Origin of the sequence: Halobacterium sp. KA-4, assembly GCF_021028995.1 — an archaeon.
Lineage (GTDB): Archaea > Halobacteriota > Halobacteria > Halobacteriales > Halobacteriaceae > Halobacterium.
This window is the reverse complement of record NZ_JAJJZG010000014.1, coordinates 59,569-79,684: the sequence shown is the minus strand read 5'-3', so window position 1 is coordinate 79,684 and position 20,116 is coordinate 59,569. Positions and strand designations below refer to the sequence as shown.

The 20,116-nt window shown below is 57.8% G+C and carries 18 protein-coding genes; 10 read left to right on the top strand and 8 right to left on the bottom strand.

Features of this window, described 5'->3' with window-relative positions:
- Window positions 1-258 precede the first annotated feature (258 nt).
- The 8 genes from LPA44_RS13520 to LPA44_RS13485 all read left to right on the top strand — a co-directional run bounded on the left by LPA44_RS13520 (window position 259) and on the right by LPA44_RS13485 (window position 11,224).
- Window positions 259-666, top strand: a complete 408-nt coding sequence (locus LPA44_RS13520; RefSeq protein ID WP_230890067.1) for a hypothetical protein — start codon at window positions 259-261, stop codon at window positions 664-666.
- Window positions 667-2,637: 1,971 nt separating this feature from the next.
- A complete protein-coding gene (locus tag LPA44_RS13515) occupies window positions 2,638-3,117 on the top strand; it encodes a hypothetical protein (protein WP_230890066.1) in 480 nt (159 codons plus the stop codon).
- 474 nt (window positions 3,118-3,591) lie between these two features.
- Entirely contained in the window at window positions 3,592-3,999 is a 408-nt protein-coding gene (locus tag LPA44_RS13510; RefSeq protein ID WP_230890065.1) for a hypothetical protein, read from the top strand.
- Window positions 4,000-7,095: 3,096 nt separating this feature from the next.
- A complete protein-coding gene (locus LPA44_RS13505) occupies window positions 7,096-7,731 on the top strand; it encodes a winged helix-turn-helix domain-containing protein (RefSeq protein ID WP_230890064.1) in 636 nt (211 codons plus the stop codon).
- Window positions 7,732-8,550: 819 nt separating this feature from the next.
- Complete coding sequence (locus tag LPA44_RS13500) at window positions 8,551-8,937, top strand: DUF7344 domain-containing protein (protein WP_230890063.1); 387 nt, start codon at window positions 8,551-8,553, stop codon at window positions 8,935-8,937.
- Entirely contained in the window at window positions 8,934-9,623 is a 690-nt protein-coding gene (locus tag LPA44_RS13495; protein ID WP_230890062.1) for a hypothetical protein, read from the top strand. The genes LPA44_RS13500 and LPA44_RS13495 overlap by 4 nt, the downstream gene beginning before the upstream one ends.
- On the top strand, window positions 9,620-10,669 hold the full coding sequence (locus LPA44_RS13490; protein WP_230890061.1) for a restriction endonuclease: 1,050 nt from the start codon (window positions 9,620-9,622) through the stop codon (window positions 10,667-10,669). The genes LPA44_RS13495 and LPA44_RS13490 overlap by 4 nt, the downstream gene beginning before the upstream one ends.
- A 99-nt stretch (window positions 10,670-10,768) precedes the next feature.
- Window positions 10,769-11,224 (top strand): MarR family transcriptional regulator, encoded by a 456-nt coding sequence (locus tag LPA44_RS13485; RefSeq protein WP_230890060.1) that lies wholly within the window; start codon window positions 10,769-10,771, stop codon window positions 11,222-11,224.
- Between the two features lie 202 nt (window positions 11,225-11,426).
- Here the strand turns inward: LPA44_RS13485 and LPA44_RS13480 are convergent, their stop codons facing one another.
- A complete protein-coding gene (locus tag LPA44_RS13480; RefSeq protein WP_230890059.1) occupies window positions 11,427-11,645 on the bottom strand; it encodes a hypothetical protein in 219 nt (72 codons plus the stop codon).
- Between the two features lie 634 nt (window positions 11,646-12,279).
- A complete protein-coding gene (locus tag LPA44_RS13475) occupies window positions 12,280-12,798 on the bottom strand; it encodes an ArsR/SmtB family transcription factor (protein WP_058984896.1) in 519 nt (172 codons plus the stop codon).
- Between the two features lie 572 nt (window positions 12,799-13,370).
- Between LPA44_RS13475 and LPA44_RS13470 the strand changes: the two genes are divergently transcribed.
- Window positions 13,371-14,594, top strand: coding sequence for a PQQ-binding-like beta-propeller repeat protein (locus LPA44_RS13470; protein ID WP_197407811.1), 1,224 nt, complete (start codon window positions 13,371-13,373; stop codon window positions 14,592-14,594).
- Between the two features lie 226 nt (window positions 14,595-14,820).
- On the opposite strand, the gene LPA44_RS13465 is transcribed toward LPA44_RS13470, so the two are convergent.
- The gene (locus LPA44_RS13465) at window positions 14,821-14,988 is read right to left on the bottom strand and encodes a DUF1931 domain-containing protein (protein ID WP_230890058.1); all 168 of its coding nucleotides are present in this window, start codon (window positions 14,986-14,988) and stop codon (window positions 14,821-14,823) included.
- A 137-nt stretch (window positions 14,989-15,125) separates the two neighbouring features.
- Between LPA44_RS13465 and LPA44_RS13460 the strand changes: the two genes are divergently transcribed.
- The gene (locus LPA44_RS13460; RefSeq protein ID WP_230890057.1) at window positions 15,126-15,407 is read left to right on the top strand and encodes a PadR family transcriptional regulator; all 282 of its coding nucleotides are present in this window, start codon (window positions 15,126-15,128) and stop codon (window positions 15,405-15,407) included.
- A gap of 92 nt (window positions 15,408-15,499) precedes the next feature.
- Here the strand turns inward: LPA44_RS13460 and LPA44_RS13455 are convergent, their stop codons facing one another.
- The 5 genes from LPA44_RS13455 to LPA44_RS13435 all read right to left on the bottom strand — a co-directional run bounded on the left by LPA44_RS13455 (window position 15,500) and on the right by LPA44_RS13435 (window position 19,814).
- Window positions 15,500-16,060 (bottom strand): TATA-box-binding protein, encoded by a 561-nt coding sequence (locus LPA44_RS13455; RefSeq protein WP_230890056.1) that lies wholly within the window; start codon window positions 16,058-16,060, stop codon window positions 15,500-15,502.
- A 119-nt stretch (window positions 16,061-16,179) separates the two neighbouring features.
- Window positions 16,180-16,380, bottom strand: a complete 201-nt coding sequence (locus tag LPA44_RS13450) for a hypothetical protein (RefSeq protein ID WP_230890055.1) — start codon at window positions 16,378-16,380, stop codon at window positions 16,180-16,182.
- Window positions 16,381-17,270: 890 nt separating this feature from the next.
- Window positions 17,271-18,284, bottom strand: a complete 1,014-nt coding sequence (locus LPA44_RS13445; protein WP_230890054.1) for a GldG family protein — start codon at window positions 18,282-18,284, stop codon at window positions 17,271-17,273.
- Window positions 18,271-19,182, bottom strand: coding sequence for a S49 family peptidase (locus LPA44_RS13440; protein WP_230890053.1), 912 nt, complete (start codon window positions 19,180-19,182; stop codon window positions 18,271-18,273). Before LPA44_RS13440 ends, LPA44_RS13445 begins: the two co-directional genes overlap by 14 nt.
- On the bottom strand, window positions 19,179-19,814 hold the full coding sequence (locus tag LPA44_RS13435) for a hypothetical protein (protein ID WP_230890052.1): 636 nt from the start codon (window positions 19,812-19,814) through the stop codon (window positions 19,179-19,181). Before LPA44_RS13435 ends, LPA44_RS13440 begins: the two co-directional genes overlap by 4 nt.
- Between the last annotated feature and the right edge of the window lie 302 nt (window positions 19,815-20,116).

Below are 20,116 nucleotides of genomic sequence, written 5' to 3'. Positions count from 1 at the left end.
CTTCCAAGCAGTGAACGTATAAAGAACTCTCGTGTGAACATGAGGCCAAGCATGGCGGAAGAAAGAACTAGAGACAACAATTCCGATGGAGAGAGTTCTTCCAGTCAAGAAAATCCCTCCTAATAATGGGAAATTGGAAGAGGAAAACGGGAAATTAGACAGTCTTAGCCAAGCAGAAGAAGGAGAGCGCGACGACTCTAACTCACTTGTCGATGAAATCTCTGACTCCCTCTCAAATGATGGGTTTGGAGTTTTTCATTGACGAGAGTTCGTCCGCTTCGTGAAGACGCGCATATTGCGCCGAACTCTACGGTTGCCGAACAATACCTTGACGACAAGGAAGCCGTCATGCTCGCGTACAACGACAGTGGCAACGAGATCGCAATCATTCCCCTTGAGGAAAACTACGACCGGGGCGATGTCTACGCCCACCGCGCCGGTAAAACCCATACAATCTCGGCGCGAGGCTTCCTCAAGAACAACGACATCATGCCCGACGAAACCATCCGCTACACGCCAGAGTGGGACGACGACATCGGCAGCGACCACGTCGACGGTGGGTTCCGACTTGATCTCGACCAGGACGGCGAAGTCGTAACCATCGACTCATCAAACGAGGAACCTGCCAACGACACCGGCGACGACACCGCAACACCCGACCAATAACATCCTGAAACACACCCCGAGTCGCCATCGTCACTCACAAGTCCACCACTCGCCTCCCACGCTATTCTCTACCCGCACGGTCTATTCACTAACGCCAGCCCCACCGAGCGCTACAGTGAGCGCACACGATATCTCAACGCACGACACATCGACGACACAGTCACGCCGAATGAACGCCACCAGCACAGCCGGTGTCGCACCACACGACTGCAAGGACGATACACGACGCAGTCCTCACAGAAGCATGTCGAACACGTGCTCCAACAATTACCACTAGTGCTCGAAGCGATGCGGCTGGCGTGTACTAGTCGCGAGCGATAAGATCGAACCCGCCGAATCTGAGCTGGCAGTTGCACCGCCAGTTCTGGCAGTACACCGTTCCCACAACGCTCCCGTACGCACGAGAACCGAACACAGTAACGACTCTTCAACGACGACGGACGTGAGAAACCTCAACGACACCCCGATTCCACAACCTGCACACCACGAACGACAATCGCCCACGAACACGCCCACGGCCGAACGCGAGTTCTCGCCAGTCTATCTCCAGAGTTCACCCGGCACTATCTCTGGCTGTCTCGCCCGTGGCTATCGGCGACCAACTCCCACCGCAATCGCCGAATCTACCAGATTCAATATGATTTCCGTGGTGTTTTCGAGGTCTAATTACAAGACGGGAGTACGATTTCGGGGGTTCGTGTGTAGTTCTGTAAGTGCAGGACAGGAGTGGAATTCAGAGGTATCGTATTTATCGTAAGCGCGACCGCAACAGCAGGCCGCGAATATTCGTAATCACATGACTACAATATATTTTATGGGGTTCGTGTTTAGCAATGTAATTACCAGATGGCGATAAGATTGCGTGGGTTCGTATTTAGCGGTTTAGACTCATCCTACGCCACAACCCATCTACACTAAATGCCAGATAGCAGCGTAATTCAGGGGGTTCGTGTTTAGGACTGTAATCACCAGAAGGCGATATGGTTTAGGGGGTGTGTATTTAGCGCTCAATTCGCGTCTATTTCGCCTGTAATCACTAGATAGCATCCGATTTCGCGGTGTCTATGTTTACTTACTGCTTAGAGTTGACATTTCGAGTAATCACCAGATGGCAGTTGATTTCGGGGCGGTCGTGTTTAGCTATCCACCCCCGAAATCGGGCGTGTACGTTCAGCCACGCAACGAGAGGTCTTTAGAGGTGCTATAGACAACGCTCTTACTGCCGTGTACGTTCAGCGGAAATTACACAATTAGGGTTCAAGGAGGTGAAGTTTGAGATGGGAGTCGGATATCGGATGAGTCAGGCGGAGCCGGGGTATGGGCGTGGCAGGTGGGGGAGATGGGTGCGTGGCGAGGGAGTGGACTCCCAGACTGTTGACAGTGGGGAACCCTGGGTGATGCGATTGGCTATGGAGGTGGAGTTGGGGGTCGGGATTGGTGGTGGAGTTGGCGATTCGTTATAGTGGTGGAGTTGGATTGAGATTGGTGGAGTTGAATGTTGGTTACTGGCGAGGATGAAGGCGGTGGATTGGCGGAGGTGGAGTGGGAGTGTTAGCGGCGGGGTGTGTCTTGGCGACGCAGGTTCGAGGACTTGACTGACGATGGGCGATGAACGCTTGGCGATAGACGATGGGTGATGAGCGACTGACGGTGGACGATGGGCGATGAACGATTGGCGAGCTGGATTGGAAGCGACTGCTTGGCGAGTGACGTGATCGGTAGTCGAGTAGCAAGTAGCGAGTGGCAATGGTGGAGGCGTGGCTTGGAGTAGTGGCGGCGGAGCGACGACGACGTGGTCGGCAAGCCAAGGAGGGAGACTGTGGATGGGACGACGAGTGAGCGGGTGGAGTGGAAGCGAGGGGTTGGGGGAGAGCAGGAAGCGAGACGAGAAGCAAGATGCGAGATGCGGGAAGCGAGGTGGGGTGAGAAGAGGGTGGTAGACGGAGAGTGACAGCATTGGGGGAGGGACAAGTGGAGGGACGGCAACGAGAGTGGTGGGGCGGCAGCGACAACGACAGTGATGGGATTGGGATGGGCGCCACTGGGGATAGGGACGGCGGCGATACACCAGGCGTGGGGCGAGAGCGAGGGGTAGGGGTTTGGGGCGGCGGCGACGGCAGCGATGACAGCGACAGCGAGAGCGAGGGGTGGGGTCGTCGACGATCAGGGATAGGTGCGAATACGAGATCCGGGGGCTGCGAGTGTGACGGCGGCGATGGTGTCGATGGCAAGTGCCAGCTGGGACTGATACAGGAGCGGGAAGCAACGACAACACAGGCTGCGGACGAAGGGGACTGGAGACCAGATCGAACAGGGACGAACGAGAAGGGGGTGAGGTGGGCGGAGGAAGAACAGGAAAGGGAGGGGCGAACAGAGAGGCCGGGTGGGAAGAAGAGGAAGGGGTCAAGCGAGGAAGGAGAAGGGTGGGTTGAGCAGGAGTGGGTGGAGTGAACAGGACGACGTCGAGCGAGGAACGGGTGGAGCGAGAAAGAAGAGTAGGGTGGGCGTGCAAGCAGATGTCAAGCGCAAGGCGCGCGGAGCAAAGGGCGCGGGGAGCGAAGGGCGCAGGGGCATTGGTGGATGGAGGAGGAAGGAAGTTGGCGGGAGATGAAATTCCCGAAGGGTTGCCGCCGGCAGTTCAACCGGGGCGGAGCCAGGAAGCTCGTCGGGACGGAGTCAGATGTCGGCGCGGCGGCAGGGAGTCGCCGGAGTCGGCAGACAGCCAAGCTGGGATGGAATCAGTCTTGGAGTGAAGCAGGGAAGCGGAACTCGACGCAGCCAGCGGGATTGTCAACCCAAGTCCCACGGCCAAGTGCGGCACAAGAATCAATGAACGAAACTGCGGGGGGTAGACCAGCATAGGAGGTAACGCGAAACAGGGGTGGAGGGGAATCACTTAGTGTAGGAAGGGTGAAGAGAACAGATATGGGTGAACAGATCAGTTCGTCAGTCGACGAGGGTTTGAACGAAACAATCGAGGGGGTTGCAGAGTACCACGACATCTCAAAGAGTCGAGCGATTGAACTACTCCTGCAGGAAGGGGTGCGAGCACGCGAGATGCGGTATCGGTTCGAACAACTGGACGCGAAACTCGACCTCCTCATTGAGAGCCTCGGTGGAGAACCAGTTGCACCGGAAGCAGTTAACGAACGATTCGAAGCAGTTAGCGAACGCGGACTGCCCGGCGGTCTTTCTGGTGTGGACTTAGCCGACAACCCATTCCCGTACTTCCAGAGCACAGGCAACTTCCCAGACCGCTCGGACGAAGAAGCCGAGATTCGGCAAGCAGTCATCAACGAACGCGATGCAGTTGAGCGAACAGACGAAACCTAACCAGATGTCGACGACCGAATCTCCACCAGATGATTTGTGTCCTTTCAACTCACTCCAAACCAACTGGTGTGCTCTGTTGAACCCGCAGAACACGAGGAGATAGCGTCGCTCTAAAGGTGGAAGAGAAGCGGAAAAGCCGAATGTGTCCAACCTACTTTTCTGCTTCGGTAGACAAGCCGCGTCGCTAGCTCAAAAGCGCTGTACTGCAGTCCAACAGCAGTGAGTAAGCCGAATGGCCACGGATTTCCGGCTGGAAGCACGTCAAAGTTCTCTTTTTGCGGATTCACATGGGCGAGACCTACCACGAGATCGTCGATTGGGCGAGCGAAATGGATCGAGTTCGTGGGCTGTTACAGCTCCCACGAACGGCATTTCCCGCACCCTCAACGCTGTACCGGTCCTTTGAGAGGGTGCCTATGTCCGTGTGGCAAGGCTTCCTTCGAGAGTCTGCGACAATCTGCGATCCGGGCTCGGTGCCACCGACGCTAGTCCCACCAAGCGCCACAGTGAGCGCACACGGCATCTCGACGCATAGTACATCGACACCACAGCCACGCCGAATGAACGCCACCAGCACAGCCGGTGGCGCTCCACACGACTGCAAGGACGATACACAACGCAGTCCTCACAGAAGCATGCCGAACACGTGCTCCAACGATCACCACCTCGTGCTCGAAGCGATGCGGCTGGCGTGTACTAGTCGCGATCGGTAAGATCGAACCCACCGAATCTGATCTGGCGTCTATACCGCCAGTACCGGCAGTATACTGCTCCCACAACGACCCCACACGCACGAAAGCCGAACGCAGTAACGTTCCTACAACGACGACGGACGTGAGAAACCTCAACGACACCCCGATCCCACAACCAGCACACCATCAACAACGAATCGTCCACAGGGACGCCCAGTACCGAACGCGAGTGCTCGCCAGTCGCCGCCCGAGCTCAACCCACGCTATCGCTGAGGTTGTCTTGCCGTGATCACCGGCGGTGTTCTCCCACCGCTATCACCGCACCTACCATATTCAATATAGTTTAGCCAATGTTTTTCGGCTCTAAGTACACGACGGGGGTCGGATTAGGGGGTCTCATGTTTACGTCCGTAATTGCCAGATGGCAGTCGGATTCCGGGGGGTGCGTGTTTACTGCCACAGTAGAACTGCGGCGCAGACAGTAACTCGCGTAATTACCAGACGGCGTTGGGATTACGGGTGTCTGTGTTTAACTCTTGAACCGGCTTCAAAACCCCGTGTAATCACCAGACGGCAATCGAATTGAGCGCTTCCATGTTTATTTATGCTTTCTACCTGTTAGTTTGTGTAATCGCCAGACGGCGGTACTATTCAGGGGGTAATCTGTTTAATTCGCCACCCCCAAATTCAGCCACATACGTTCAGCCACGGAACTAGACACGATTATAGGACCTATACAGGGTTCTCCACTCGTCTAATATGACCAGCCGAAATTACACAATTAGGGTTCAGGGAGGTTGAAGTTCCAGTTGGTAGTCGCGTGGCGGTTGATTCAGGCGGAGCCGGGTTGGAGGCGAGGAGGAGAGGGGGAGGAAGGGAGTGATGGGAGAGTGGACTACCAGATTGTTGATACTGGTGGGAACCCTCGGGGGAGCACGCGAGTAGGAGGGGGAGTTTGGTCGTTACCGGCGAGGTATTTGAGCGAGAAGGTGGGAAGAGTCAGTGGTCGAGTAGCGAGGGTGGATGGCTGGCGAGGAGAGTGGCGATGGTGGGGGTCAGACTGGACTCAGTAGAGACGGGGAACGACTGCGGTCGTGCGGCGGCGGCAAGATGGGGAGTGGCTGGACTGAGCGAAGTGGGGGATGGGTCGTCGCAGCGAATGAACGGGGACTGCCCAGGGTCGAGTAGCGAGATGGGGGCAGCGATGGCGGAGCGAGACGATGGGGTTCGGGGGGTGGGTGCTGCAGGACTCGAGACTGTGACGGCGGCAACAGCGATGGAGGGAGAGCGAAGGGAGCGAGGACAACGACGATGTGGTGGGGCGGCAGCGACAACGACGACGACAGCGAAGCGGGAGCGGGGGGAGCGAGAGCGAGAACGAAGACGACGACGTCGAGGGGTCGAGGGCGATGCGGGATGGGGGCGATAGCGCGAGCAGGCAGCAACGACACAACACGGCTCGGGAACGCAACAGCAACAACGACAGCGGACAACAGACAGCGAGGGGACAGCTTGAGGGCCAACGCGGTTCGACGTCCGGGAACAAGACATCCCCTTCTAGGAGGGCTCTAGAAGGGGGATGAGAGTGGGGGTTGGTATTAGAGCAGGAGAAGATCTTGCCCGGCGTTGCCGTAGGCGGGACTCTCAGGGCGGAGCCAGCGTGTCAGTCGGGGCGGGGCCGGATGGTGGGCGCGGCGGCGGGGAGTAGCCGGGGCCGGCAAACACGAACTGGAACAAGACTGGGTCGGCAAAATGGGAAGGGGCCTCGACTCAGCGAACGGGATTGTCAACCCAGGTCCCACGGCCAAGTCAGGCACGTGGCTAATACGTGTGGCTTGGGCTCAGGCGCTTTTGCTCGCTGGGGACGCTGTTTGGATGGTCTGTGTTCTCCATATCGCTTACAACGCTCTGCGGACCGAGACGACAGCAAGGCCTCGGTCCGATGTGATGATTACGGGGAGCCGAACAGGGGGACGCTCGTGATGACTTTGACGATATTTCGGTACGACTCTGTGAAGTACCTCGGGGACAAGCCCCGAGGCACTCGCCCTGTTCAGCCTGTAGAGGCGTTATGCGTTTATCGTGGTTATCCTGGTCTCTGAGTTGGTGCGACTGAAGTGTGGACGGACGAGATCTGTGACCCTCGTTCAACGAGTAGTCCCTCATCGAAGTTTTCAGTGGTATCAGAGATAACGGGTTCATGGCTAACGTGCCCAGCCTCGGTTGAGTGGAAGTCACGGTAGTTCTGTCTATTGGTGAATCATTCAGAGAAATGCGGATTAACGTTGAATTGTGGGCTCCTATAACCCTCTACCTCCTCTTCTAACTACCTATTAGATGCTACTCTCGGACCGCAATATCTAATAACTAATTAGTCATTAGTTCATAGTGAGGACGTTATCGTATGGATTTGAATGAGACAGACCAGCTGATTTTAGCGAAGCTCAGAGAGGGCAGGTGCACCCCGCGGTATTTAGCAGATGAACTCACCCGAAACAAATCGTATGTGAGTCAGCGGTTACGGCATCTCCAAGATGAAGGATACGTTGATCGCGTCCATCGAGGATTGTACCGACTTACCGCGGTTGACCCATCTCACGTTTCGGCCGATGAGCTAGTAGAATCGTGTGAGCCAGAGGAGTTAGTTTCCCCGTGTGAAGACTCCAGTCAATACGATTCCACAGCGAATGAAGTCCCGTCTGAGATATCCTCACTACGTATCGAATTCGGCACTGACGATATTCCGAGCGTGGCCTCACGTGTCTGTCAATCTGGGACGGACGAAGAGCAACTGGCCCTGGAGTCACTCATTCACGACATCCTGTGGGTACTCATTCAAGATGGGGAGCTACCGGGGAAGGCCCTTCGGACCAAAATAAAGCAGCTGAACGATCTCGACGTCGTTGATTTCAGGGATATCCACCAGTACAAGGTTGCAATCACGAACAGACTCACAGACCACCCTCAGATTAGCGTGCGACGTAATTCACGATCGAGAGACGTGGTCTATACTGGCGAATCACCTGTGGTCCGTTTGTAACGTCTTTGGTGCTGTGAGCGACGCGGTTTCTCGCCGGACAGGATGTTGACTATCAGGAAGGTTTCGAATTAATAGTCATAGTGGCATGGTTCAAATCGTAATGGGATGAGTCGAGTCTGTATTGGGTATTTGGTATTGTTGTCTAAGAAACCTAATTGCCGGGGATTTCATACCGCAAGAGGTGGATAATTAGGGAGAATATTTCTGTGTATTAATCTATTATAGCGATATCTCATGTAGGGAACAGTCCAATTTCAATAGATAAAACACAACGAGACTCGCAACCCCCCACGAAGTACCGCGGGAGTGGGGGCTGTGAGAGACTTGTTTTTAACTACCGGAGGTAGTGGAGTGTGAATTAATAGGTCGATAACACTACAAGGAGATTCTTGCGGTACAGACGTTCAAAGGCGCAAATACGCGATTCAGGGTTTGTGACAGCGATATAAAAGTCACAGTCTATCCAACACAGAATTAGCACGATTCTCGCGGAATCCCCCGGCGTCGCAGCGCCGGAGGAATCGTGCTGCTATACCGATGACAGCAAGCCAAATTACCAGGGTCAACAGTGATAACTCTGTCTCACAGAGCGCCACTCTTGAACACGACCCACTGACACACCACGCCGTACAATTCGCACGCCAGCGAACTGCCACAGCCGACGACGACAGCAGTCCCACAGGTATCCAGCTACGCGAACCGAGACCGCAGTATCTACCATGGCACCCGCACGGCACCGACGAACACCGCCCCGACGACACCTCCTCGAGAATCCGACAGGCGCATCGACGAACCACACCTATTGCGGGGGCGGTCTGAATGGACGATACAACCGACGATACGGCGTCGCTCGCCATCCCGATGGATCCCGATGTTGCGTTCAACGCAATCTCGAATAGTCGTCGGCGCCGCGTCTTGTTATCATTGTCACGTACCCACGGCGAGCTCACCGCTAACGAACTCGCCTTCGAAATCGCGGCCATCGAAAATTCAGTCGACCCCAGCAAAGTCGGCAGTGACGAGCGGACGTCCGTCTACATCACACTCACCCAATCACATCTCGAGACACTCGCTGAGTGCGGTGCCATCGACTACGATAGCCGTTCGAAGACTGCAACTGCAACGGATGCAACCGAACCGCTCGCCGAATACATCCGCCGACTCCAAACAGCGTGCTACAAGCCAGAATCGGAGGACCCCTCATGACGGACACCCAGCAGCCAGCACTCGCGGCGCTTCGAGACATCGACGCTCGCTTCCACCGGCAGCTAGAGGCGGCCGCCACCGCTGACGAGACAGCAGCTACACCAGTCAGAGATCCAGTTGCCACGTTGCGGCGCGCTCGCGCTCAGATCGACGCTGCACTACTCGAACACCAGCATCAAACCGACAGCGGGACACTCCCGGACGGTGGAACGTGCGTCCTTCAATGGAACCCGCCCGGTACACCACCCCGACGGCTCGTCCTCGATCCCAAAGACGGCGACACCTGGACTCGCCGTGAACTCGAATGGACAGGAGACGGCTGGCGTGTCTGTCGTCGTGACACCGTCGACGACGTTGCGATACGCGTCCCGGCGGAACCACGCTACCCGAACCCGGTCGATCCGCCGTCAATCAACACGCTGCTCGAGTGGATTCGAGGCAGCTGGACGAATCCGGATCCAGACGTACTCGTCTTCGATGCAACGGCAACCACCGAACAGGGCGTCCTCGTAGCTGTCGACGGTGAACTCCGCTACCGAGAAGTCGACAGTCACCGATGGGTCACCGTCACCGACGAAAACGAACTCTACCACCATCTCCAACAGCAAGGCCAACCCACGCTCACGTCGCTTGCAGAGACGCCGCTGACGCGACAGCACTTCACTCCAAGCCCACTCACACGATGACATCGGATGAATCCCCACTCCCAGACGAGTACGACGAACACCTGCGCGGGCTCACGGAAGCGATCGAGTCCGTTCGTGACACCCTCAAGACCGACCATACGCTCACCACTGACCAGCAGATGTTCGCCCGCCGACTCCTGTACTTAGCGAACGAGCCAATCAAGGAGGCCAAATCTCTCCTCCCCGAGCCCAACCAAGCTGATGCAGCGACGGACGAACGGTCCTCGAGTTCGGCAAGCGACTACATGGAGTTGGTCACCCAGATCGAACAGGAGTTGTGCTGGCTGATTCGATCACTGCAAGCAACGCAACCCGCAGCCCATCACTACGACGAACCACCCGCTGAGAAGTTCACAACAGCCCTTGAGTACGCTACCGCACTCAGAGACATCCTCCCATCAGTCCCAGAAGACAGCCCAGTACTTGCCGACCAAGCGGACCTCAGTCTCAAGGAGGTCGACCCACACGTTGGCGGGCGTGGTGATAGTGACGGCCGGTGGCTCGAGTACCAACTAGAGCGAGCACTAGGACGGTGGGGATACCGTGCAGATACCCGCCAACACCTCTTCAGCCTCGAGGTCGACATCGTCGCCACGCGGAGGGAGAAACAACAGGAGCCAAGCGACTGGATCGTCGCCCAATGTAAGGACTGGACGAGCGATCCGATCACGCCAGCAGTCCTCTTCCGGTTGTGTACCGTGGCGTTCGCGTGCCGGGCGATGCCAGTGCTCTGCCACACAACCGAGCTAACGCCGCGAGCCGAACAACTCGCCCGTGAATTCGAAGTGCGAGTCCTCGATCTAACCGATCTCGAACGTGCTGAGTTGCCTACCCCACAGGTTGCCAGGCCAACGGCAGAATTCCGGGAATGGCAGCCACAGTACCGCGCTCGCGACGACCGAGGTTCACTCCCGTTGATGTTCTACAACGAGCCCGGGAAACGATTCAGCTACGTCCCAGGATTCACCCCCGTGGGCAAAGACGCCGACTACGAACCAATCGAGAGTGATCGGGATGACGATACGCACCCCGCTGCCGATCATTAAGTGTCGTGAGACGTGGAACATCGAGAATCACGTAACAGTATCCGGTTCAATATCTGCTCCGAAAACCGTAATGGCAACTAGTAACACATAATAGCAAGAATGCCAGTTCCCGTCGACGAGCTCACAAATAACGACCAATCCCCGGTTAAGCCGGATACGAACAAGTACGAAGTCCTCAGTTTCCTCGTCGCACACCACAAGTACGGCTTCACGCCCAGTGAAATCGCAGCTCGAACAGACCTCAGCGAGGCAAGTGCATCAAAAGCGATGACTCGCCTCTTCGAGGATCGGCTCTTCGAACGAGCAGAAACAATCTATTATATCGATCCGCATCGGGCCAACGAGCTAAAGCAACGACTTGTATCGCTCGATTCAGCCGTTCAACGCTTTGAGAAGGCGCCTGACGACGCCTACGCCAAGCAGGGCTGGGAACAGGAAGTCCCCAGTATCGATCGAGGTGAAAGAACCGAGTCGACAAGCGAGCACTCCAAAACTGCAGAAGAACGAGTAGAAGCCCTTATCGCAGATATCGAAGACCGCCGCGCAGAGAAATAATCTCAACGGCGTGGTCCATTCGGCGCTGAATATCTGGTCTCCTTACGATCCCCCTCCTCATCCCGACAAGAGCGAGAGTTGAATTAGTAGATACCGTTCGTAACGGACGTCAGTGCCGACAGCCTTGGAATGGTCGTGCTCTAGATGTCGTACCGGGCGTCCCCTCGGAGGGACGTGACGACACCACCCCGCTCTGAGAACGCTAATGGTTGTCGTCACCGAACCAGCCACGCTCTTCGAGTTCGCTTCGCAGTCGCTCGACTGCAGCCGCCTGGTCGCCGTCGCCGACGACGATCACCTCCCACGGTTTGAGGTCGAGTTTCCCACCTTCGACCCAGTAGTCGATATCGCCCTCGAGGATGACCTCAGTCCCGTCCTCGAGGCCGGCGTCCATCTCCCGGTAACGGTTCGCCCAAATCATACAGGGGAGCTCGGCGTCGCCGTCGGTCAGCGTGAAGTAAAGCGCCGTACTGTTGAGATATCGACCTCCTCTTCGAGACCGACGGCTAACGCAAAACCTCCCGCCTCAAGCACGAGATAGTCGTGGTCGAACCCATCGCGTAGCGACCTACGGACTCGGGCGAACGCTGTCAGGGAGACTCGGGACACGGTCGCGAAGCTCAGTGAGGCAGGTTTCGAGGATTGCCATCGGATTCGAATCTGTGAAGGATGCAGATTCACGGTGCGGTGCTGGCCACGCTTCGTAGTCAACTTGGAAGTGACTCGGTCCAAGTTTCTCGTGGGTTTCGTCCTGATGCCAGCCACATGACCACGGCGTCCTCAGTTCATTATACTGGATGCGGAACTCATCCCGTGTGGAATGAGGGCGCCACTCGAATTCAAGCGTCGCGTCGCCAGCGTCCGTGTTCTGGTCAAAAAAGACCGCGCGATCGAGGGTCGCCGCGAGACGAACTGGACGCATCGGACTTGGGTTGGCTTCCACGGTCGTCACACCAGCTTCCCGTTGAAGTCGATTTGCAACTCGTTTGTGGACCTCGTATCGGTGGAGATGCGTGTCTCCAGAAATCGGTGGATTTCCCATTTCTGTCACCGAGTCAGTTGGCGGAGGCGATACGACTCTCGCGGGTCGCCTCGATCGTATCATAGAGCTGAATTGCTTGTTTGATGAGCATCGCCTGGTGCTCATAGTAGTCCCAATCCTCTGCGTCGTGGCGCCGCTGTCGGCGTTCGGATGCCGGGATATCACCACCGACGGTCGCCCGAAGTTCGTCGGCAGACTCCACATCGTACTCCTCTTTCCACTCGTCGATATCGTCCCGGATCGCATCTAATTCAGCCGTGAGTTCGTCTTTTCGATGGTCGTTGACGAGGTCACGGATCTGATCGAAATACTGGGTGACTGGATCTGGATAGTAGCAGGTCTCGCGACCACGCTGGATCGTCGCGAGTTTATCTGCTTCGACCAGTTGCGTGAGATACTTCTCGGCCGTGTTTCGGGCAACACCAGCAGCCTCAGCTATTTCCCCCGCATTTTTTGGTTCACGAACCGTCATCGCAACCTCTCGAATCCGGGCGACCTTTGCCGTGTGATCCATGGTTCCTGAGTCGCTCATACACGTATTTGGATCTCCACCACCATTACTGTTTTGAATCCCAATTCAAAATATTGAATTAGGCGCGTTTTTTCGCTCGCAACTCGATCAAAACACGGCGTATAGCAGATTGGACGAGAAGCCCCCACCCTCAAGGAGCGACCGAATGGGAGCGAGTAGGGTGGGGATGAATCGCTCCTCGATTTCAAAAGAAAACCAAGGCGGATTCCCCTCCCCACCGTGGGCGGGGAGGAAGCCGACAGTCGCTGCATCATACCAGTCTTTTAGTGAATGCCATCCCACTAGTCTTGTAGTGGTCGGCGGCCCACAGTTGTCGCCGGCCACGGGCCGCAGTCAACCGGCCCCCAAGGTCAGGGATGCCGACCCGTGAACGCCCGAAACCCCTTCGGGTATGACGCGGTGAGTCCACTGACAAGCCACGGGCCACCGTGCCCGTGGCAGTTGACTCAGTCACCATAGAGATTTGTACCGCTATCCTATGGTCCACTTTCCATGTCGAACGGATTCTTCTGCGAGTAAGCCGCCACTCCGTGCAATAGAAGACTACTTACTGGCCGAATCCATCGCCATGAATGTATATCCCTTCCAGCGGACAGACACGTCGTGATGTACTTGTTGCTGCCGGGGCAGCTGGTGTCACCTCTCTCACGGGCTGTCTCGGCCGCGTCGCCGGCCGTAGTACACGCGACCACAAGCAGGACGCACCTGTCGGCCCCGTCACCGGCGCGTGGCCAACCTACCAGCACGACTTCGCGAATACCGGGGCCACGACCGATCATGGCCCATCAAATGAGGCGACTAGTGAAGGCGTCGCAGCTGGTGATACAAAACTCGCCACGTCGGTTGCGCTCGCTGATGGCCGTGGATTCGTTGGCTATAGCGACGGGAATGGAGATGCAGGTGCGTATCGAGGCTTTGAGCTGGGTGACTCGAATGCGTCGTGGACAGTTGAGTATTCGGCGGGAAAGTCGACGCCGACGCTCGCCGGCAACGCAATGTTCGTCTCGACTGCAGAATTCCTTGCAGCATACGACGCACGTGATGGCGCACTATGCTGGCGAACGAACGTAGGTGGCTATGGATCCACTACGAACGCCCCCGTGCTCGCCGAGGACACGCTTCTCGATGATAGCGGTGAGACGGTGTATGGCCGCAACCCCGCGACCGGCAAGGAGCGCTGGCAATATGATGCTGGAGGCTCGGGCACTGCACTTGCCGCCCGTGACGGGGTCGCCTACACGGTTGTTGGGGCGAACCACGAGGACGCTGGCGTCGCAGCACTCGATCCAGCGACGGGCGAAGAAAACTGGCGGCGAGACGACCTCCCCCAAAGTCACACCACCCTTACTGTCGACGATCGGAATCTGTACTACGCCGCGCACCAGGGCGCCGTCTACGCACTCTCCCTCGATGATGGCACGACACAATGGACGGCATCGGTCCCGCTACCAGAGGACGGCAGCGCGTATGTCGCTGTCGCGGACGGCAACCTCCATGTCCAGTCGCCGGACGGTAAACTTGCGGCGTTCGACACGGCAGACGGGTCGGTTGGATGGCGGCGAACGCTCAATGCACCATCTGGCCCTAGATCGCGTCCCCCAGTCATCGCCGGTGACGTCCGATACGTGCTATGCGACCAGGCACTGTACGCACTCGACGCCGCAACCGGTGCGGTACACTGGTCGCACGCGCTTGACGTCCAACCAGCACTCACGAGTGCCCCCGCAATCCGCGGGACCGCACTCTATTACGCTGGCCGCGACGACGGCGTCTTCCGCGTAGCATCCACCCACTAGAAGTGCAACAGCGCGCGTTCGCACTACACCCCACCGACTGAAGGCGTTCGCTCCACACTTCATAGTGACCGACCCACCCTACTGTGACACGCTGAGGGCCTCTCGCATCGGGTTCGACCGCCTGCCGTTCGGTATCCGGTGCGTCCGCCATCTCCGTTTCCTCCCTTCTGTACAGGAACCTCAAAAAGCTACGTTCGAGTGGCGGGGTCGGCTGCGTTACACAGGCCTACAGGTCGCGAGGCTGGACCGTCTTCCGGTTGTTCGCTTCGGCACGGTCGGCGGCGTCATCGAGCAGTTCAGCGACTTCCGCGTTGAGGGCGTCGTAGAAATCGGCCGAGACGTTGTGCTCCGAAAGTTCGTCCTTCACGGCTGCTTTGACGATAAGGTCAGACATTCCATCGCAGGTTTCGCCTGCCCACCACATAAAGGTTCGAAGTCCTCACGCGGGATTCCCGGCAAGTAGTCTCGAATATTCCCCTCCGAGCACCAGAGAACACTTAATCCACCCACGAAAAGAAGGGAAATAGACGAATGCACGATTTAACTGGATTCCAGCGGGACATCTTGTACGTGATCGCCGGGCTCGACGAACCACATGGGCTCGCAGTCAAGGATGAACTCGAGGACTACTACGAACAGGAGATTAACCACGGCCGACTCTATCCGAATCTCGACGACCTTGTCGACAAAGGCCTCGTCGAGAAGGGACAACTCGACAAGCGCACGAACGTGTACACGCTCACACAGCGTGGCCGCCGTGAAATTGCTGCTCGTCGTGACTGGGAATCCCAGTACGTCGACGTCAGCGAGTAACACCCCCGTTCCCAGCGATCAGGGACAGGTGGATGCCACTCGCCCCAGCAACACAGCTCCTTTCGCGTGGTAGTCGTTCTATAAACGGGGGATTACTCAAGCAAGCCGAGTTCAGTGAGGCGGTCTTTGACGTGTGCCAGCGCGTGCTGGGCGTCCTCAGATTCATTTGCGCCGGTAATGACGAGTTTCCCACTGCCAAACAAGAGAACGACGACATCGGGTTCATCGAGGCGGTAGACGAGGCCAGGGAATTGTTCGGGTTCATACTCGATTTGCTCTAGGCCGAGCCCGATTGCGATTGCGTTCAAGTTCAACGATTGCTTGAGATCGGCACTGGAGACGATATTCTGCACCTCAATCGGCGGATTACTCGAGACATCGATGCCTAACTCGCGGATGTCCTCAAACACGATTTCGAGGGCTTCGTGAACGTCATCGACGCTTTGGGCGCCGGTACAGACGACTTTCCCCGAGCGGAAAATCAGCGTGGCTGACTTCGGCTCCTGGAGGCGGTAGACGATTCCAGGAAAGTCCTCGGGGTTGTACTCGGCGCCGGGAAGGTCTGTGGCGAGTTGGTCGAGGGCGAGTTCCTGGCCGAGATCACTGGACGCAACGACGTTCTCGATTTGGATTGTGTCCGCGAGCGTGCTCATACAGAGTATTCGTCGGACAACTCACTTAAAGTACGGCGGGTGGAAATTTGGGGCTCTGTTGAAACTCTCAACGGCTACTAGATTCGAGCGTCGGTCGGTAAGTACAGGGCGTGTATCTCTCACGACTCCCGTCGGTATGCTCTATATGTGACGACCCCGCCACCCACGAGGATTAACACGACTGAGAGCCACGGATAATCGATGACATCAGCAAGCGTCAACACAGCGTACACAATACCAATCAGAACAAGTCCAACATTCACCGGGGACAGGACCCGGACGGAGGGGGAATCTTCTGCGTCAACTGCACCAGAAGTCATGGTCTAATGCACAATTGCTCACATTTTAAATGTCCCGACAGACTGAACTGTTCGATACACTCGCACACCGACTGAGCAGCTGTTTCACTCCGAATTCGCTGGTGAGAACCCGCCTCGATGTGGTTCATATTTTCGGTAAGTACAAGAGATGTGTTTATCGGTCAAGTGCGGTGAGACACCCGTAGAGAACGAATAGAATCCCGAGTATCAGACCGCCACTGAATGTGCCAATCGTAGTCGAGGCGACGACACCCAACATGGCGAGACCGATTCCAACGAGTATCCAGAACAGGCCAGTCCAGCGAGGCGAGAGACTCGTATACCACGGTAACACTCGGGGCGCAAGGAGCTGCGCAAGCCCAAATACGGCAAGGGCGACACTCGCTACAACGCCACCAATGTTGATTGGGTCCGACGCGACCACGAACACGCCTAATGCAAGCACCGAGACGAGGAGGGTACTCAGCCCCTCCCAAATACCACCGAATTCGACGTCATCTCCCGTATACATAGGTCGTGAACACCCTACGGACAGCGGAAACTATCCCAGAGAACGATTTACAACTATTGGCATTTGAAACCGTGCGATAAGCATCTCTACTTCGCGCCTATCTCACTAGAACTGCTGAGGAATTTCTGCGTTAAGGTGGGTTTCTGCTGCGCTGTGCTGAGTTGTGGGTAGTGTTTTGGATTGGTGGCCTTAGCCCACCGTTTTCGTTGCTAGAGTGACTGGGTGGACTGCGCTACGTATCCGTCCCTCGTGGAATTCGGACTGCAACCGTTTGCTCGGGAAGTTCGAAGCGTACACTACGCAAATCTCGATCGGTGCGTATGGGTACCGATTGGGGCGAGCAACGTGCCAGGTGCCCGATGCAGAGCTGGATCCCCGATCAGGTAGCCATCACGGGTGTCGTGCCTGTGCCGGATGATTGCCCACCGGATTGACTGCTAGCGGGGATGCCGGATTGCTTGTCACCCTCGACGAGGAACGCGGCAACGTTGCTCAACAACACGTCGTTGTCGCCGGTCGTCGCGCTCGTCGACGTCAGGAAGTCAGTGTCCCCGACGGCGAGCACGTTCCCGTTGCGCGCAGCGACACTATACGACGCTTCCTCGCGTGTTGAGGACAGCGAGACGTCGCTGGCAGTGAGCACCGGCGAGGCGTCCCCGCCAGTTGTCACGGGCGTGGCGTCGGTGAGGACTGCATCCTCGACGCCGTCGGCGACGCCGCTGTCACCGCCCGCGTACACGGACTGGAAGTTGTTCGCGTTCTCGGCCATGTCGTAGAGGTAGCCGTTCCCGAACGACACGCCGAACGCGGCTGCAAGGTTCGTCGGCTGCCCGGCAGCGGACACCGTCCCGCTCGACGTCAAGCCGGGTATCGAGACGGTCGACGTCGTGCTCGTGGTCGTCGGCGGCTCAGCCGCGAGCAGCACGCGACCGCCGGCGTCAGCGAACGCTTCGACGCCTGCCACTTCGTTCGACGAGTACGTCGTCGCGGGGCTGGCAGCGACAAGTGCGTCCGCGCCGCGCAGCGTCTCGTTGAACGCCGCGCCGGACTGCGAGCCGATGGTGCTCGACGACCCGCCGGCGTACATCTGGACCTCGTGGCCCGCGGCGACGAGCGCGTCGACGAGCGGCTGGATGGCGTTCTCGCTGACGCCGTTGCCGTGGCTCATGTCCACCACGACAGTCTTCGACTCGCCATCTGCAGGTGCGGTGACGCTCCCATCGTCTTCGATGGGCTCGGCGACCAGTTCGTTCGTGTCGTAGGCGGGTGCGTCGGGTGCGTCACCCTGCGTGGGTGAGCCCAACACGAGACCGCCGGCGAATGCCGCGGCGACGACGACTGCAGCGACGACGGCGATGACGCCGATGGCGCGGGCAACCTTACGCGGTTGCATTCGCGGTCACCTCCGTTGCGTTACGAGCTGTGTCGGTTGTGATGGTTCCATGCAGCATGAGATATTGGACGGTGTCGACGCCGCGATAGTCGAAGGTCTGCTCGGTGGTCGCGTCGCTAGTGGTGTCTGCGGAAAGCCCAAGCTGGGCGAGTACCGACGGCTGCGGCGCTTCCATGCGCGCCACGTCGTAGTTGCTAAGGCCGGCGTCGTCAGCAGCGGCCTCGATAGCCGTGTCAACGCCGCCGATTTCGTCCGCGAGGCCGTTCTCCACGCCGCTGGCGCCCGCGTACACCTTCGCGTGCGAGACCTCCTCGCGCGTCAACTCGATACGGTCGCCGCGCTCGGCGAACACGGAGCCGACGAACGCGCGCCGCAGCGTCTCGACGCGCTGGCGGACTTCATCAGGCGTTGAGCCACCGACTTTGTCCGGACCAGTGACGACTTGCCCGGATGGAATGCTCGACGAGGGCAGGGTGGCGCGCACGCCGATGCTCCCGACAACAGAGGCGGGCGTGACGTAGATATCGTCAGCGGGCGCGGCAGCGTAGTACGACCCAGAGGCCGCAGTGCCGGTGACGCTCGCAACGACAGGCATCTCACCCGCGGTGCGCTTCACCGCGAGATAGAGCTGCTCGCTCGCCGACGCCGTCCCACCAGGACTGTTCACATCAAGAACGACCGCCTGAATGGAGTCGTTCTGACGGGCGTCCCGGAGATCGTCGATGACTGCGGTCGCGGAGTCACCCGTGATAGAGCCGTGAAGCTCCACAACCGCGACTGTCCCGTTGGGTTCGGTCGCGCGATCCCATGCCTGTGGTGCGACCGCAACGCCGACGAGGAGACCAACAACGATGAGAACGAGTGTGAGCTGGCGAGTAGAGCCATCAAGGGCCGTCACATCGCCACCTCAGCAGTATTCGATGCATTATTTTCGTGGAGATCGACGTCATCGTAGGAGACGGTAACGGTCGCCGGCTGCCCGTCAGCCGTCGTCCAGGACGTGACGACCTTCAGGGGAATCTTACGGTTCAGATCCACCCAGACGGTGCGTGTCACGTTCGCCGTCCCTGTCGCCGTTGCGTTCGCCACCGGCGTGAGTTCAACAACAGCGGTCTGGTGGCCGCCATAGCTAGTTACCCGATCGACGGAGACGTTACTTGTTCGGACGAGCGTTTCCGCAAGTGCCCCATAACTAGCCGGCGCAACCGCGCCAGTATTGCTTGGGCCTGTGGTGAAGACCGGGCCACTATCGGCTGCGCTAGTAACTGTTTCACCAGCATTCGGGCCAGCCGTGTACATAACATCTCGTTGATCGCCGTGGACGGTGACGTCCGCGCGGGTCTCCGTAGTTGCGTCACCGACTTCAACTGTACGGGAGACCGTGGCGTCGTAGCCGTCAAGGGCGGCGTATCGCTGTTCGACTGCGTCTCCGACTGCGGCGGCGTTGACAGAGCTATCAGTGGATAGCCCGCCGATACAGCCGGCAGTCAGCGTGAGGGCAACGAGGGCGGCTGCGACCGCCACTCGCATTCGTGTAGTATACATTACTCTCCATATCATCGTCTTTCGAGAGGGCACAAAACATATCCGATAGAGCTCCAGCGATAGCGAACCCTCGATTGACATCCTCCACGTTCACACGGAGGAATCCCGAGCGGTGGGAGTTGCAGGTTTGACAGTCTCACCGAACTCACCCTCGACTGGGAGGGCTCTAGTTGAGGGTGCCAAAGAACTGTTTACAGAGTGGTTATTTTCATTCTCGAACTAGGCGAATTCCCTAGGGAGTAGATCTGCGAACTTGGAGCCGAACCATCCTATGCACTCCTGTTCCT

Coding starts and splice junctions, on each gene's coding strand:
- LPA44_RS13510 (WP_230890065.1), top strand. CDS start 3,592: ATGGGTGAACAGATCAGTTCGTCAGTCGACGAGGGTTTGAACGAAACA.
- LPA44_RS13505 (WP_230890064.1), top strand. CDS start 7,096: ATGGATTTGAATGAGACAGACCAGCTGATTTTAGCGAAGCTCAGAGAG.
- LPA44_RS13500 (WP_230890063.1), top strand. CDS start 8,551: ATGGACGATACAACCGACGATACGGCGTCGCTCGCCATCCCGATGGAT.
- LPA44_RS13495 (WP_230890062.1), top strand. CDS start 8,934: ATGACGGACACCCAGCAGCCAGCACTCGCGGCGCTTCGAGACATCGAC.
- LPA44_RS13490 (WP_230890061.1), top strand. CDS start 9,620: ATGACATCGGATGAATCCCCACTCCCAGACGAGTACGACGAACACCTG.
- LPA44_RS13485 (WP_230890060.1), top strand. CDS start 10,769: ATGCCAGTTCCCGTCGACGAGCTCACAAATAACGACCAATCCCCGGTT.
- LPA44_RS13480 (WP_230890059.1), bottom strand. CDS start 11,645: ATGATTTGGGCGAACCGTTACCGGGAGATGGACGCCGGCCTCGAGGAC.
- LPA44_RS13475 (WP_058984896.1), bottom strand. CDS start 12,798: ATGAGCGACTCAGGAACCATGGATCACACGGCAAAGGTCGCCCGGATT.
- LPA44_RS13470 (WP_197407811.1), top strand. CDS start 13,371: ATGTATATCCCTTCCAGCGGACAGACACGTCGTGATGTACTTGTTGCT.
- LPA44_RS13465 (WP_230890058.1), bottom strand. CDS start 14,988: ATGTCTGACCTTATCGTCAAAGCAGCCGTGAAGGACGAACTTTCGGAG.
- LPA44_RS13460 (WP_230890057.1), top strand. CDS start 15,126: ATGCACGATTTAACTGGATTCCAGCGGGACATCTTGTACGTGATCGCC.
- LPA44_RS13455 (WP_230890056.1), bottom strand. CDS start 16,060: ATGAGCACGCTCGCGGACACAATCCAAATCGAGAACGTCGTTGCGTCC.
- LPA44_RS13450 (WP_230890055.1), bottom strand. CDS start 16,380: ATGACTTCTGGTGCAGTTGACGCAGAAGATTCCCCCTCCGTCCGGGTC.
- LPA44_RS13445 (WP_230890054.1), bottom strand. CDS start 18,284: ATGCAACCGCGTAAGGTTGCCCGCGCCATCGGCGTCATCGCCGTCGTC.
- LPA44_RS13435 (WP_230890052.1), bottom strand. CDS start 19,814: ATGCGAGTGGCGGTCGCAGCCGCCCTCGTTGCCCTCACGCTGACTGCC.